Here is a 16,350-nt window from a genome sequence, read left to right on the forward strand (position 1 = left end):
ATGAAAGCGGGTTCCTTTTTAGTAAAGGAGAAACATGATGAGAAGAAATGGAATGTTAATGCCGATATCATCACTGCCATCTGCCTATGGAATCGGCTGTTTTTCGAAAGAGGCATATGAGTTTGTGGATCTATTGAAAAAATCCGGCCAATCTTTGTGGCAGATTCTGCCTCTTGGACCTACCGGGTATGGTGATTCCCCCTATCAGGCATTTTCCACATATGCAGGAAATCCATATTTTATTGATCTGGAGTCATTGATCGAGGAAGGTTATCTTACACAAGAGGAATGTAAGGCGGCTGATTTTGGAGATGATGAAGAATCTGTAAATTATGAGAAAATCTTTCGTGCAAGGTTCTTGATTTTGAAGATTGCATATGGAAGAATCAAAGACAGCGGCGGACTTCAGGAAGAAGACTACCGTGCATTTAAAGAGAGAGAAGCATACTGGCTGGAGGATTATGCACTCTATACAGCAGTAAAGAACCAGTTTGACGGAAGAAGCTGGGACAGCTGGGCAGAAGATATCCGTTTCCGTAAGGCTGAAGCAATGGCTTATTATAGGAACGAATTGAAGGATGAGATAGAATTCTATGAGTATCTGCAATATCTTTTCTACACACAGTGGACCGAACTTAAGTCTTATGCCAATGAAAATGGGATTCAGATTGTTGGTGATATTCCAATATATGTAGCATTTGACAGTGCAGATACGTGGGCCAATCCTGAGTTGTTCCAGTTGGATGAGAATCATCTTCCGACTGCAGTGGCAGGATGTCCGCCAGATGGATTCTCAGCGACAGGTCAGCTCTGGGGGAACCCATTATATAAATGGGATTACCATAGAGAAACAAATTATGAATGGTGGGTACAGCGTGTCGCACATTGCTTCCAACTGTATGACATTATGAGAATTGATCATTTCCGCGGATTTGATGAATATTACTCGATTCCATATGGAGATACGACAGCAGAGTTCGGACACTGGGAAAAGGGACCGGGGATGGAACTTTTTAACGCGTTAAAAGAGAGGCTGGGGAATCTCCCAATTATTGCAGAAGATCTTGGATTCCTGACAGACAGCGTAAAGCAGCTTCTTTCAGACAGTGGTTATCCGGGAATGAAAGTGTTGCAGTTCGCATTTGATTCCCGTGAGGAAAGTGATTATCTGCCACATAATTATGGAACGAACTGTGTAGTATATACAGGAACGCATGACAATGATACGTTACAGGGCTGGTATCAGTGCATCAGCGCAGAAGATAAAGAGATGGCACTGACATATCTGAATAATTGGGCGACAGATGAAGAAGAGATCCACTGGGATTATATCTGTCTTGCAATGCGCAGCGTAGCAGATACGTGTATCATTCCAGTGCAGGATTTCCTTGGCCTTGGATCACAGGCGCGTATGAATACACCATCTACGCTTGGTGGCAATTGGCAATGGAGAATGAAAAAAGGTGCATTGACAGATGAGATTCTGGAGAAGATATATGCACTTACCAAAGTGACAGGAAGAGTAAGATGAACACGAAAGAATAGAAATATCAGGATAAAGAAAATCCGCTAACTCAAACGAGTTAGCGGATTTCTTGTTGTTATAGTTATCTAAAGGAATGAGAGTAAAGTGTGACATCAAGAACATGTATTTCTTGATGTTTTACTTTATGAGGGGGGAGATAGTGATTTGTTTATCAACTATCTGTAACTAAGTATAAAAGAAAATTATGTCTAAAGTATGTTAAAACTCTAAAAGAAAAAGAAAAATTCTTAAAAAGGCCTTAAGATGACAAAAAAAGAAATGCTAAAAATAGAATTTTTCAATATTTTTTTGCTTTAGATGGGCAGTTAATATATCTAAAAATTCACTGGAAGCGGGACGAATCTCCAGAGGGTGCATGGCAATTTTCCGGAGTAGTTCGCGGTTTCCTCGCTCCCAGCAAACATTAATTACGGTTCGGATATCCCTCTCGACGCTGTAGCTGCTTGTGCAGTAATGGTTTGCGATTTGGGGATAGAGGGATTTGCTGACAGAGAGAAGATAGTCTTCGTTCTCCAGGCAAAGTTTTATCCCATATTGAAGATAATGATATCCTCGGTATGTTGCGCCAATGCCAAGAGAACGAATCAAGCGTTCAATTTCTATTTCACTCATGTTGTCTCCTGTTCTATTTACGTTTTATTACAATGAGAAACGAAAACATGCTATAGGGACATTATATCGGAAATATAGTATTTAATATATTTCGCGACATGAACAGTAAAAATTCGACATTTTTCGACAGAAAAGATTTTCAGAATATCTTAAGAATTTCCACAAACTGGTCTTAAAAAATTACTGCTATTCTTGTATAGTATAAGGGAGGTGATAAAAATGGCTAATATATTAGTTTGTGATGATGATAAAGAAATTGTAGAGGCAATCGATATTTATCTGTCTCAGGAAGGGTATCGTGTGTTGAAGGCTTATGACGGTGAGGAAGCGCTAAAGGTTCTGAAGAACGAGAAGGTAGATCTTCTTGTGATTGATGTTATGATGCCAAGGCTTGATGGAATACGGGCGACGCTTAAGATTCGGGAAGAGAATAATATGCCGATTATCATATTGTCTGCAAAATCTGAGGATGCTGATAAGATTCTTGGGTTGAATGTCGGGGCTGATGATTATGTTACCAAGCCATTTAATCCATTGGAACTGGTAGCCAGAGTTAAATCACAGCTTCGAAGATATACGCAGCTTGGAAGTACGGTGAATCATGAGAATCAGGCGGTGTATGAGGTTGGCGGACTGTCAATCAATGATGAACTGAAGAAAGTAACGGTAGATGGGGAGCCTGTGAAGCTGACACCTATCGAATACAATATTTTACTATTATTAATGAAGAATCAAGGGAAAGTATTTTCTATCGATCAGATATATGAGAATATCTGGAATGAAGAAGCCATTGGTGTGGATAATACGGTGGCGGTACATATCCGGCATATTCGGGAGAAGATTGAGATCAATCCTAAGGAGCCGCGCTATCTGAAAGTGGTGTGGGGTGTTGGATATAAGATAGAGAAACTTTAGAAGGGAGTATATATGAATCGTCGATGGTATCGGGCGCCGATCATAAAAGGGCTTTTGATCGTTGCCGAACATATTCTGTTGGTGATTATGGCGGTCAGCATCATCTGGCTTTTGTCTTATCCGGCCGGGCGCAATGAGATGTTTGAAGGAAAGCCGGCAAAGAATTATGAAGAGACGAAAAGTTTTAACGAGCTGTTGCGCACATATAGCCATCAGGTAATGAACGGAATTGGAATGCGGGATCGGTTTGAGACGGATGGGGTCTATAATCCGCAGAAGATTGTTGATATACAGGAATATTATAATGAGTCAGAGATTACGAATGAAAATCTAAGTGGTCTGGCATATCGGCTGCAGGATCTGTCTGACTGGGCGCAGCAATGGCTCGACCGGGGAGAAAAGAATTCATCTTACGATGATAATGTAGGTATGGATGATAATATTATTGTTTGTAAAAGATCTGACAATACCTATCATTATTATTACTATAGTGAATTTAAGCAACTGATAGACAACGGCGATCTGCGTTTTGTAATTGCAAGCGATGAAGCTGGAATTTCCGAAGAGGATATTCTGAATGAATTGCAGGATGGAAATTTCTATAATAATACAGAGACTGCCTTCAAAGGGCTTCAGGATGCAGAAGGAAAGATAGCATACATTGACTGCTGGAGTTATGATGGGCAATGGCTGGCCGAAGAATATCAGACGGTAGATGGAAAGAGTGTTATGGAGATTGCCAATGACAATCCTCGTTGGAATGGTCGGCTGAGTGAAGCTTATGAAATGCTGAGATATTGTATCTACCAGGTCGAAAGTGAACTGGGAGAATATAATGATCTGAGTGAGTTCTATCAGGAAGGAGATACGAACTTTGCATATTTGTATGTAGATACTGATACTAAGCGGGTGTATACGAACCGGAAAGCGTATCAGAATTATGACAAGGCGCAGGAGAATCTGGAAATGTTCCGGGAGATGGGAAAATATGCAATCATTATGCCGAAGCTTGCAGATTTTGAGACGAACTTTAATAATATAGATGCTTCGGACTGGCAGGAAGAGGTGAAGAGCTCCGGCAATAAAGAAGAGGGATTCATCTATGCTGTAGGAGTGGATACGACCTATCCGATTAAGGATGCATTTTATACGGAATCCCAGTTATATGATAAATACGGAACAAGTGCGAGGGGTATCCTGGTGATGGGATGTGCTGCGAGTATTGTATTCCTGATACTTCTGGTATGGCTTACGGTGATTGCCGGGCGTAGTCCGCAAGATGAGGAATTACATCTGAATGGATTTGACCGCTGGAAGACCGAGATTGCTGCTCTGGTGGTGATTGGATGCTGGTGCGTTCCTGTTGCGTTGGGGGTATCTGGAATTACGTCTTCGTATTTTCCATCGTGGGGAGGAGATTATCAGCTATATCAGGCAGATTATATCCAGAGCGCAATCCCTTATATGATATGTGGAGCTTTACTTGCAGTTTATTCCTGTGCATTATTCCTGATAGGTTTCTTAAGTCTGGTACGAAGAATAAGGGCAAGGACATTATGGAAGAACAGTCTGTTAAGATGGTTCGGCGGATTTATAAAGGTATTATTCTGTAATTTCAATGAAGTGTGGCAGGTTATTATTGTATTTGGCGTTATCGGGCTGTTTTCATTCTTTGCACTGATCGAGTGGGCATCAGTCATGGGGATTACTTTTCTGTTGCCTGCGCTGATACTAGGAGCAGAGTTGGCTGCATTTGTCTATATGGTTAGACAGGCTATCGGAAAGCAGAGAATTAAGGAAGGAATTCTTAAGATTGCGGAAGGTGAAGTAGAATATAAGATTCCTTTGAATGGATTGAACGGAGATCAGAAGATCATTGCTGAAAAGATTAACTCCATTGGAGAAGGCCTGGATCGGGCGCTGGAAGAAAGTATGAAGAGTGAACGGCTCAAAACAGATCTGATTACCAATGTTTCCCATGATATTAAGACACCGCTTACTTCTATTATTAATTATGTGGATTTGTTAAAGAAGGAAAATTTTGAAGATCCGAAGATTCAGCGGTATCTGGAGATCCTGGAGGCAAAAGCCCAACGGCTTAAGACCCTTACAGAAGATGTAGTAGAGGCATCCAAAGTAAGTTCTGGCAATATTACACTACAGTATATGAATATTAATTTTGTAGAGATGATTCAGCAGACCAGCGGAGAATTTGAAGAAAAATTCAAGGTCAGAGAGTTAAAAGAAGTGTTGATCCTGCCAGAGAGAGAAGTCGTGATACGGGCAGACGGAAGACGCCTCTGGAGAGTATTGGCCAATATTTACAACAATGCCGCCAAATACGCTATGGAAGGGACCCGTGTATATGCAGAATTAAAAGTAGTAAATGATTCGGCAGTATTCAGTCTGAAAAACATATCCCAGCAGCCGCTCAATATCTCGGCAGATGAGCTGACCGAACGATTCATTCGGGGAGATATCTCACGAAGCACAGAAGGCAGCGGCCTCGGACTATCTATCGCCAAGTCATTGACCCAGATGCAAGGAGGCAAATTCGAACTGTATCTGGACGGAGATCTGTTCCGGGTGACCATAACATTTCCAATAGGGACAGGGCAAATGTAAAAAGGGACAGGGATATTTTAATTTGGGACGGAGGAAAATGAAAAAACCCCCGTCCCAAACTTGCGCTTGTCAGGAAAAAACATTACAATAATAATACTATGAATGAATTAAGAGAATTATTACAGGACAATCTAAATATAGAATTTATTACGGCAACGCTTAGTAATCCGCGGCGAAAGGATGGCCCGGTCAAGATTAAAGTGCGCCCCTTGCTTCAGAAGGAGCATCTGCTATTTCAGCTTGAATTGTTCCAGAATAATCAGGCTTTTCACAGGAATGCAGATTCGCAGGAGGCGTGTGAACTGATTCTGGGGCATATGGAGAACATGCGTCAGATGCAGATGGAGACGCAGAAGTACCAGTATACGGTTTTGGTGAGCAAAAAGGGAAAGGTGACGATTAAGAAGAAGGCTCAGAAGTGTGAAAGAAAGGATGTAGATATGAGCCATAATCGGAAGAAGCATTATGTCTTGGAAGAAGGTATTCCGGTTCCGTTCCTTCAGGATCTGGGGGTCATGACGCAGGAGGGAAAGGTCGTCCATTCCCGATTTGATAAATTCCGGCAGATCAATCGCTTTCTGGAGTTTATTGAAGATATTTTGCCGGAGCTTGATAAGGGAAGGGAGCTTACAATTCTGGATTTCGGATGTGGCAAATCTTACCTGACATTTGCGATGTATTATTATCTGCATGAGCTGAAGCATTATGACATACGTATTATCGGACTGGATCTTAAAAAGGATGTTATCCGACATTGTAATGAGCTTAGCCAGAAATATGGTTATGAGAAGTTGGTGTTTTTGGAGGGAAATATCGCTGACTATACCGGTGTAGATAAGGTGGATATGGTGGTAACACTTCATGCCAGTGATACGGCAACAGATTTTGCCTTGGCCAAAGCTATCGGCTGGGATGCTAAAGTAATCTTATCTGTACCATGCTGTCAGCATGAGCTGAATCGCCAGATAAAGAATGAGGTACTGGAACCGGTTTTCAAATATGGCTTGATTAAGGAACGTATGGCTGCGCTGGTGACAGATGCATTGCGTGCTGAATATCTGGAAAGGGAAGGTTATGATGCTCAGATTCTGGAATTCATAGATATGGAGCATACACCGAAGAATATATTGATTCGTGCAGTGAAGACCGGAAAAAAAGGGGAGAATACAGAGGCTATTCAAAAGTGTGAAGAATATCTGCACGTTGAGCCGATGTTGGGACGGTTATTACAAGATGCGAATCGTGCCAGAGCATGAAGGGGATTTGTAAATGAAGTGGAAAAATAGATTAATTGAAGCAGGAGTCCTTATCATAGTATTCATCATTGCTGTGTTAGGGTTCAGCTATTATACGAATAAAGGCAATGATAACATGACGGCTGACATGGGAGCAGCAACCTATCCACAGGTTTCATTTTCCTACCAGGGTTATGCGTTGAATATGCTGAGTGGGTATGCAAAAGCGATGGACATTCCAGCTATGAGGGATACCATAACGCCGGTGACAAATCAGCGTCTGGAGATCAACGTTCAGGCATATGGCAATAAGATCAGCAGTGCTTCTTATACCATCTATACATTGGATGGCGAAGAAAAGCTAAAGGAAGAAAAGGTAAAGAATCCTGGAGAAAACATCACGGCAGATTTGAGCGATGAAGGGTTAATGGATGAAGAACGTGTCCTCGAGATCTCGCTCTATACAGAAGATAAGACCATTTATTTTTACACCAGGATTGTAAATGCATCAGATGCGTCTGTTATGGAATGTCTGGATTATATACGGAATTTTCACGAGAGTGCCCTTGGAAAAGTAGAGGGGGCCGGCGTAGGTGCAGCCATTGAACCGAGCGAAGAGGGAGATAATACCAGCTTTCAGCATGTGACCATTCACTCCGATTATGACCATGTATCCTGGGGAAGCCTGGAGCCGGAAGTTGAAAAAGGCGAACGCTGGAATATTAAAGAGATTAACAGTAATTCTATCTCGGTACAGTTGGAATATCGCGTGAGATGTAAAGGCGAAGAGAATGAGACGGATATCTATGCGGTCAAAGAATTCTTCCGTGTGCGCCATATTGCAGATGCACAGAAAACTTATCTGCTCAATTATGATAGAACGATGGAACAGATATTTGACGCAACAAAGCAAGTGTTGAATGAAAAAGGCGTTTTGCTTGGAATAGCTCCAAAGAATATTTCTTATATGGTAAATGATGACGGTTCTGTTGTGTCTTTTGTTGTGGCAAATGAATTGTGGAATTACAACAAAGATACCGATGAAGTGTCTCAGGTATTCAGTTTTGCAGATGCTGAAAATAGCGATGTACGTAATCTTGTGACAAAGCATGAGATTAAGCTTCTGGAAATGGATGAGATAGGGAACACAATCTTCGCGGTATGTGGTTATATGAATCGTGGAAGCCATGAGGGAGAAGTTGGAATTGCCGTCTATTATTATGACATGGAGAAGAACTCCGTGGAAGAAAAAGTATTTATCTCCAGCGATAAGTCATATGAAAACGTCATAAATGAAATGAGCAAGCTTGTCTATTACAGCGCCAGCCGCAATATGTTATACATCATGGTGGAAGGTACGCTCTATGAATTCGATGTGGAGATGGAGGAGAATACGGCGCTTGTTGAAGCTTTGAACGAGGACCAGTATGTGGTATCAGAAGATGGACATCTGGTCGCTTATCAGGAAAATGGAGATTTGAACACAGCGACAAAGGTGGTTGTCAAGAATCTCGAGAGTGGCAAGGAACGAACGGCAGAATGCGAATCGGATGAATGTATCCGCCCGTTAGGTTTTGTAAAAAATGATTTTGTCTATGGAGTGGCCAAGACTGCCGATACAGGTAAGACGGTTTCCGGAGAAATGACGGTTCCAATGTACAAAGTAGAGATACAGAACAGCAAGAGCGAAATTGTAAAGACCTATCAGGCAGATGGCACATATGTGTTGGATGCATATTTGAAAGATAATATGGTGACATTGAATCGTGCAGTAAAAGATGGAAATACGTATACCAGTACCTCTCAAGATTACATCACGAATAATACCGAAAAAGAAAAGAGCAATATCTATCTGGAATCGTATGTGACAGATCTTAAGGAGACACAAGTCCGGCTTACCTTTGAAGATGGAATCTCAGATAAGGAGCCGAAGGTACTGCGTCCAAAGCAGATTGTAATGGAAGATCCGGTAGTCGTTGAATTCGAGGATGTAACCCATGCAGATAAATATTATGTATATGGGTATGGACAACTGCAAGCCTGTTGTGAAAAGGCGGGTGAAGCAATTCGGCTGGCTGATTCTTACAGTGGCGTTGTAGTAGATGCCACGCAAAATTATGTCTGGGAGCGCGGAAACAGGGACCTGCAGTACACAATCACTGACAAAGATGATGTGATCCAGAGAATTGCCGACCGGTTAAAGCAGAAAGAAGCACCGGTAGATATTATGAAGAGTCTGAATGACGACCGGTATCTGGATCTGACCGGCTGTGCAACAGAGGAATTACTATACATCATTAACCAGGGATCGCCGGTGATTGGCATGTTGAATGCAGAAAATTCAGTTATATTGATCGGATATACGGATACAGTTGTTATCTATGTCGATCCGGAGACCGGGGAACGATCCAGTGTGACTTATGAAGAAATGGATCAGATGACCCAGGGAAGTGGAAATACGTATATAGGATAAACTGCTACTTATAGATCCTATAAATATATATATGATAAATAACAATTATTGGTCTCTGCGGGTTATGTGTTATAATTCTGACGATAAAACGTTGGATATCACATAAGGAGGAAGAACGAATGAAAAAAAGAATAATAAGCGTACTTTTGTGTGTTACTATGATAATGGCAGTGGCTGTGGGATGCGGTAGTAAAAAAAGTGAAGAGTCTTCTGATGAAGGAAGTAATTCTGAAGAAGAAAAAGTAATCCATGTTGCATGTGAAGCTACAACACCTGGCTGGATTCAGACGGATGAAGACGGTAATCTTTCCGGTTATGATTATGATATATGGCAGGAGATTGGAGAGCGTACTGGTTATGAAATTGACTACCAGATCATGGAATGGGATGGTATGTGGGTTATGCTGGATGATAATCGAATTGATACGGTAGGGGAACAGATTTCCGTTACAGATGAAAGAAAAGAGAAATATACATTTTCTGAACCATATGCTTACAATGTTTATTGCCTTCTTGCAGCAGCTGATAATGAAAAGCTTCAGTCCATGGATGATCTTGCAACTGGTATGACAATTTCCTGTGAGACAAATACAAGTGATGAGATTATTGTAGATGCAATTAATAAAGAATATGGTATTGAATTGACACCAACATATTATGATGGTATGTCTGTACAAGATGTTGCTCTCGGAAGATGTGATCTGTGGCCAAGAGCTGAAACTTCCTGTAATACAACAGTGAAAGAAGTAGATAACTTGAAAATCCTTGGAAGAACAAATGTCCTGGAGACAAATGCATATCCGTTTACTAAGACAGAACGTGGCGAAGAGCTTTGCAAAGTTGTTTCCAAAGCAATTCAGGAAATGCGTGAAGATGGCACCTTAAAGAAATTATCTGAGAAATGGTTTGAGATGGATATCACTGAAAAACCAGAAGATGCACAGTAAGGATAAGATGCAGGGAGGAACAACGTGGATTTAGAGTTTTCATTAACAGCGTTAAGGGCAATGCTGCATGTGCTTCCGGTTACTTTATCTTTGACAGTACTTTCCTTTGTGGCGTCATTGATTTTAGCTGTTCTGATTGCGGTTATTGATTATTTTAAAATACCGGTATTGAGACAGATTTTTGCAGTATATGTATCATTTTTTCGAGGAACTCCACTGATTCCACAATTGTTTTTACTATACTTTGGTATACCAACATTTGTACCAGAACTTCGGGATGTACCGGCATTTTATGTATGCGTAGTAGGATTGACATTGAATTCGGCTGCCTATATGAAGGAAGTTGTACGAGGAGCGCTCCTTTCTGTTTCCGATGGACAAAAGGAGGCAGCACTGGCACACGGAATGACCCCGATGCAGACGATGTTTCGTATCGTGCTGCCACAGGCAACGAGAGTTGCAGTTCCGTCTTTGTTCAATAATCTGGTAGATATTGTGAAAGGCACCTCTATGGCATTTACAATTGGGGTGATTGAGATTACGGCAACAGCCAATCTGCGGGCTTCAGTTACATTTAATTATTTTGAAGCTTACATGGTTCTGATGCTTTTGTACTGGGTGATTATTCTTTTTTTAGAACGAATAGAAGCCATATTGGAAAAGCGTCTGGAAACAGGGTATAAGAGGTAAGAATGAAGGAGTAAGAGTAATGATTAAGATTCAGAATTTACAGAAACGTTTTGGTACTCTGGAAGTTCTTAAGGGAATTGATCTGGAAGTGAAAAAAGGAGAAGCTGTAGCAATTATCGGTTCTTCGGGAACCGGGAAATCAACACTTCTCAGATGTATGAATTACCTCGAGACACCGGATGCAGGTTCGATCACGATTGGAGATATTACAGTTGAATCGGGAAAAGCATCTAAAAAAGAGATTCATGAACTTCGCAAGCATTCTGCCATGATCTTTCAAAATTATAATCTCTTTGCAAACAAGGATGTATTGCATAATGTCATGGAACCACTCCTGTCGGCGCAGAAGATGGGTAAACAGGAAGCAGAAAAGGTGGCGATCGAATATTTGGAAAAGGTGGGAATGGCAGATAAGCTTCGTCAATATCCGGTCACACTTTCAGGTGGACAACAACAGAGAGTGGCGATTGCAAGATCGCTGGCGACAAAGCCAAATGTGTTGCTTTTTGATGAACCGACTTCCGCTCTTGATCCGGAATGGGTGCAGGAGGTACTGGAGGTTATACGGAAGCTTGCAAAATCACATTATACAATGCTTATTGTGACGCATGAGATGCAATTTGCAAAAGAAGTGGCAGACCGGGTCATCTTTATGGATGATGGAAAAATTGTTGAAGATGGAAAGCCATCGCAGGTGCTTGAGTGCCCGAAACAAGAAAGAACAAAGCAGTTTCTGAAACTTAGGGTAAGAGAAGAACATAAAAATGATGATTATGAGATTATAAAATCTATGAATTATCATGAGATGGTACTGCTATTTATTGAGGCCGGACTGGAACTTAAGCCGGAAGATCCGGCACCGGAGGGACTGATTGTCTGCTTTGAGCTTTGGGACAGAAAAAAGGTAAGGCGAATTGGTGGGGCTGCACTTGCAAAGCAGTGTGATGAATATGTTGTGCGGACAGTCGCGATCGAGAAAGAGTATCAGGGCCAGGGGCTCGGACGAATGTTGGTAGAACGAGTTATTGAAGAAGCAAAAGAGTGGGGCGCATCTCGAGTCATGCTAAATGCAAAGGTACCAGGATTTTATAAAAAGCTTGGTTTTGTAATTGTACCAAGGGATGAAGCACCGCCAATCTCAGATTGTCTGAGCTGCCCGAGATTTCATAATGGCTGCGATTCGGAAATCATGCAGTTGGATATATAGGTACGCACAGTATATGCGAAAACCGAAAGGACAGAGGAGAAGAAGATATGTATCATTTTGAAGAAGGAATCGAAAGACGAAATACAAATTGTGATAAATGGGATGCACCATTTGTAGGTCAGGATGTAATCCCTATGTGGGTGGCAGATATGGATTTCGCGATTGCACCTGCAATTACAGAACGACTTGTCAAAGTTGCCGACCAGGGGGCATTTGGTTATCAGTTCCTGTCAGATACATATTATGATGCAGTGCGATGCTTTATGAAAGAACGCCACAATTATGAAGTGAAAAAAGAATGGATCTGTTTCGTGCCAAATGTAGTATTAGGGCTGTTTTTTGCACTTCAGACTGTAACGGAAGAAGGAGATGAAATCTTGATCCAGACGCCGGTATACGGACCATTTTTTAAAGTTATTAATGAGAGTAATCGAGTGTTGGTAGAAAGTCGTCTTCGAAATGTGAATGGCTATTATACGATGGATATGGAAGATCTTGAGAAACGAATCACACCAAAAACAAAAGCACTTCTTTTGTGTAACCCACATAACCCTTCCGGAAGAGTATGGAAGAAAGAGGAGTTGAGGGAACTTGTAAAGATTTGCGCAAAACATGACATTTGTATTATTTCCGACGATATTCACAGTGATATTATCAGAAAGGGCCAACAGCATACAATGATTGTGCCGATTTGCCGTGAGATGGGTGTAAAATGTATTTCGTGTACCTCTCCGTCCAAGCCTTTTAATCTGGCAAGTATCCACGTGGCAAACTGTATTATAGAAGATGATGAAATCAGAGAAAAGTTCCAAAAACTTCTTCAGATACATCATGTGACGGAATGCAGTGCATTTGCAGAAGCTGCACTTGTAGGTGCATATAATGAGTCCCGGGACTGGCTGGATGAAGTAAATAAATACAGTGATGAAAATGTAGAATATTTTGTCAATACAGTTCATGAGAAACTTCCGTTTCTTCATGTATGTAAGCCAGAAGGAACTTATTTGATATGGGTGGATTTTTCCGATACGACTCTCCAACAGGATAAGATAAAGGAATACCTGCATGAAAAATGCAAGGTGCTTGTGAATCCAGGTGAATTTTTCGGAGAGGCGGGGAAAGGATTCGTAAGATTCAATGTCGCCTGCCCAAGAAAAAATATAGAAGAGGCGTTGGATAGGATATGTAGGAATTTAATTCAGTGATTTTATCTGAAACAGGACTGTGACGCGAGGCAGCAGTATGATTGATACTGCTAAGGCAGTGGCAGTTGGTGTTGCGAATCCGGAAGTAGATATGTGGGATGTGTGGATGGGAAAGGCTTCTGTCTGCAAAGCGAAAACGAAATTCTTATCATTTCTGCGGCGGGCAGTGAGATGAGCGATTCTACTGTACTTACAAATGAAGAGAAGACAGGCTTTAATTCGGATATTGTCAGATCGAAATTTGCCATTCCAACTGTACATCAGCCTACCTATATTCGAGAGAGTCTCATAGAACTCATTTCTGTAAGGACAGCTGCTACACAGTTTGAATGTTATATATCTTGCTGAATGAACTGCTTTTGCAAAAATCTTCAGTAGTTATTGTAATCAGTTTCCTGTTTATGTACTCTATGCTGGTGATTAGGAGTATTCTATACATTTGTGTAATAGATCAGAAATAAAAAGAACCATTTTAGCAAAAGCTGAAATGGTTCTTTTTAAACTATCTGAGTAGCATATTCAGGATATTTTATAAATTTGATATCGGTCTGAATACAATATTTTTATATTTTCTCAGTGCAAAATACAATACCATACCAAGTACACCGCAGGATAATACTTCCCCGACTCCAACGGTAAGCATCATAAATGGAATCGGCAGTGCAACACCATAACCATAGCGCAGCACAAAAGGTACGACAATTGTATTTGCTGCAATTGGAGGCAACGGTGCCAGAAACTTATTCTTGTCTCGCAACTGGTAAGTGAAAAATGCGCCGATTAAGGTCGCAAGACTTCCGAAGATGATGTCTGGAAGGATCGCGCCGCCCAGAATGTTCCCAATCAGGCATCCTACGAATAAGCCGGGAATAGCGGCTGGTGTGAATACCGGAAGGATCGTAAGGGCTTCTGCAATTCTCACCTGTACTTCTCCGAAAGAAAATGGTGCGAATACATAGGTCAGCACCACGTAGATGGCAGCGATCATGGCCGCCTGGGTCAGAAAGTTGATGTTTTTGTTTCTCATATGAAATTCTCCTTTAGTTTTGTTTTACGAGTGGAAGGTCTCGAACACTCGGCACATTTTCCGCGAAGCAATGAGCCATGCGGACATACTTGCATGTCCATCTGGCGAATGCCGCGAGACTCAGGTACCGCAGGTATCTGAGTACCGCCGGGAAGCGGCGGCAAGCCCGATAGACCTTGGTTTTGATGGGCTTTGTTGCGATAGAGAGTATAGCATAGTGTGAGTGGAAATGCAAGTCCGTTTGATGAATCAGTAAATAGATTCTCTATCATGTCTGAAATTGTCTTCTGCCTTTTAAAACATCCATTATTATGTTATAATAACTCCAAAGCGTCAAACGCAAGCAATCACAAAAAGGAGTAAATTGGTATGGATTTGATTACGATTAAGGAACTATATAAGGAAAAAGAAAAGTATCTGGATCAGAAGATTACTGTTGGGGGATGGGTGCGCAGTATCCGGGATTCCAAGACTTTTGGATTCATTGTATTAAATGATGGAACATTTTTTGAACCTTTGCAGATTGTTTACCATGATAAGATGGATAACTTTGCTGAGATCTCCAAGTTAAATGTGGGAGCAGCATTGATTGTTACAGGAACATTGGTGGCAACACCGCAGGCAAAGCAGCCTTTTGAGATTCAGGCCGATACTGTAGAGGTAGAAGGTGCATCTGCGCCGGATTACCCGCTGCAGAAGAAGCGTCACAGCTTTGAATATCTTAGAACAATTTCACACTTAAGACCAAGGACTAATACTTTCCAGGCAGTATTCCGTGTGCGCTCTCTGACAGCCTATGCAATTCATAAGTTTTTCCAGGAGAGAGGATTCGTGTATGTAAATACACCGCTTATCACCGGAAGTGACTGTGAAGGTGCAGGAGAGATGTTCCGTGTTACAACACTGGATATGGAGAATCTTCCAAAGACCGAGGATGGAAAAGTCGACTATTCTCAGGATTTCTTTGGCAAAGAGACAAGCCTTACGGTAAGCGGTCAGTTAAATGGAGAGACATATGCTCAGGCTTTCCGCAATATCTATACATTCGGTCCGACCTTCCGTGCAGAGAATTCTAATACGACAAGACATGCGGCAGAGTTCTGGATGATTGAGCCAGAGATGGCATTTGCAGATCTGGATGATAACATGATGCTGGCAGAAGCAATGTTAAAATATGTTATCAACTATGTGCTGGAAGAAGCACCGGAAGAGATGAATTTCTTCAATTCATTTGTGGATAAAGGCTTATTGGATCGTCTTCACAATGTAGTTTCTTCCGATTTCGCAAGAGTGACCTACACAGAAGCGATTGAGATATTGGAGAAAAATAACGATAAATTCGAATACAAAGTTTCCTGGGGGACAGATCTCCAGACTGAGCATGAACGCTATCTGACCGAGCAAGTATTTAAACGCCCGGTATTTGTGACCGACTATCCAAAAGAAATCAAGGCCTTCTACATGAAGCAAAATGATGATGGCAAGACTGTGGCGGCAGTAGATTGCCTGGTTCCCGGCATCGGAGAGATCATCGGCGGAAGCCAGAGAGAAGACGATTACGATAAACTTCTGAACCGGATGAACGAATTGGGATTAAAAGAAGAAGATTACAAATTCTATCTTGACCTTCGCAAATACGGCTCCACCAGACATTCTGGATTTGGACTTGGGTTCGAAAGATGCGTCATGTATCTGACAGGAATGAGCAATATCCGCGATGTTATCCCATTCCCAAGAACCGTAAATAACTGCGAATTGTAGAAAATTATGTGTGGAATTCAAAAAGGGACAGGGGGATTCAAAAAAGGGACACGGTAAATTTAATTGGGGACGGAGGAAAATGAAAAAACCCCCGTCCCCAAATGGCA

The 16,350-nt window shown here is 41.6% G+C and carries 13 protein-coding genes; 11 read left to right on the forward strand and 2 right to left on the reverse strand.

What is annotated here, in order from left to right; all coding sequences use genetic code 11:
• Positions 1–37 precede the first annotated feature (37 nt).
• Positions 38–1,531, forward strand: coding sequence for a 4-alpha-glucanotransferase (malQ, locus tag ACQRBH_RS03820; protein ID WP_427760959.1), 1,494 nt, complete (start codon positions 38–40; stop codon positions 1,529–1,531).
• 276 nt (positions 1,532–1,807) lie between these two features.
• On the opposite strand, the gene ACQRBH_RS03825 is transcribed toward malQ, so the two are convergent.
• The gene (locus tag ACQRBH_RS03825) at positions 1,808–2,158 is read right to left on the reverse strand and encodes a sporulation initiation factor Spo0A C-terminal domain-containing protein (RefSeq protein ID WP_427760935.1); all 351 of its coding nucleotides are present in this window, start codon (positions 2,156–2,158) and stop codon (positions 1,808–1,810) included.
• Between the two features lie 219 nt (positions 2,159–2,377).
• On the opposite strand from ACQRBH_RS03825, the gene ACQRBH_RS03830 reads away from it, so the two are divergent.
• From ACQRBH_RS03830 to ACQRBH_RS03870, 9 genes are all read left to right on the forward strand, one after another.
• On the forward strand, positions 2,378–3,073 hold the full coding sequence (locus ACQRBH_RS03830; protein ID WP_427742764.1) for a response regulator transcription factor: 696 nt from the start codon (positions 2,378–2,380) through the stop codon (positions 3,071–3,073).
• Positions 3,074–3,085: 12 nt separating this feature from the next.
• Positions 3,086–5,698 (forward strand): histidine kinase dimerization/phospho-acceptor domain-containing protein, encoded by a 2,613-nt coding sequence (locus ACQRBH_RS03835; protein ID WP_427760936.1) that lies wholly within the window; start codon positions 3,086–3,088, stop codon positions 5,696–5,698.
• 98 nt (positions 5,699–5,796) lie between these two features.
• A complete protein-coding gene (locus ACQRBH_RS03840; protein ID WP_427760937.1) occupies positions 5,797–6,954 on the forward strand; it encodes a class I SAM-dependent methyltransferase in 1,158 nt (385 codons plus the stop codon).
• 13 nt (positions 6,955–6,967) lie between these two features.
• Positions 6,968–9,406 carry a hypothetical protein gene (locus ACQRBH_RS03845; protein WP_427760938.1) on the forward strand — a complete coding sequence of 813 codons (2,439 nt, stop codon included), beginning with the start codon at positions 6,968–6,970 and terminating at the stop codon, positions 9,404–9,406.
• Positions 9,407–9,525: 119 nt separating this feature from the next.
• Entirely contained in the window at positions 9,526–10,353 is an 828-nt protein-coding gene (locus ACQRBH_RS03850; RefSeq protein WP_427742769.1) for a transporter substrate-binding domain-containing protein, read from the forward strand.
• A gap of 24 nt (positions 10,354–10,377) precedes the next feature.
• Entirely contained in the window at positions 10,378–11,043 is a 666-nt protein-coding gene (locus tag ACQRBH_RS03855) for an amino acid ABC transporter permease (RefSeq protein ID WP_427742770.1), read from the forward strand.
• 19 nt (positions 11,044–11,062) lie between these two features.
• The gene (locus ACQRBH_RS03860) at positions 11,063–12,250 is read left to right on the forward strand and encodes a GNAT family N-acetyltransferase (protein ID WP_427760939.1); all 1,188 of its coding nucleotides are present in this window, start codon (positions 11,063–11,065) and stop codon (positions 12,248–12,250) included.
• 47 nt (positions 12,251–12,297) lie between these two features.
• The gene (locus tag ACQRBH_RS03865) at positions 12,298–13,455 is read left to right on the forward strand and encodes a MalY/PatB family protein (RefSeq protein WP_427760940.1); all 1,158 of its coding nucleotides are present in this window, start codon (positions 12,298–12,300) and stop codon (positions 13,453–13,455) included.
• 37 nt (positions 13,456–13,492) lie between these two features.
• On the forward strand, positions 13,493–13,630 hold the full coding sequence (locus tag ACQRBH_RS03870) for a hypothetical protein (protein ID WP_427742773.1): 138 nt from the start codon (positions 13,493–13,495) through the stop codon (positions 13,628–13,630).
• A 354-nt stretch (positions 13,631–13,984) separates the two neighbouring features.
• On the opposite strand, the gene ACQRBH_RS03875 is transcribed toward ACQRBH_RS03870, so the two are convergent.
• Entirely contained in the window at positions 13,985–14,482 is a 498-nt protein-coding gene (locus tag ACQRBH_RS03875; RefSeq protein WP_427742774.1) for a QueT transporter family protein, read from the reverse strand.
• A 369-nt stretch (positions 14,483–14,851) separates the two neighbouring features.
• Here ACQRBH_RS03875 and asnS point away from each other — a divergent pair, with 369 nt between their 5' ends.
• Entirely contained in the window at positions 14,852–16,243 is a 1,392-nt protein-coding gene (gene asnS / locus ACQRBH_RS03880; protein ID WP_427760941.1) for an asparagine--tRNA ligase, read from the forward strand.
• The last annotated feature ends 107 nt before the right edge of the window (positions 16,244–16,350 follow it).

Source organism: Bariatricus sp. SGI.161, from assembly GCF_050313695.1.
Taxonomy (GTDB): Bacteria; Bacillota; Clostridia; order Lachnospirales; family Lachnospiraceae; genus JAFBIX01.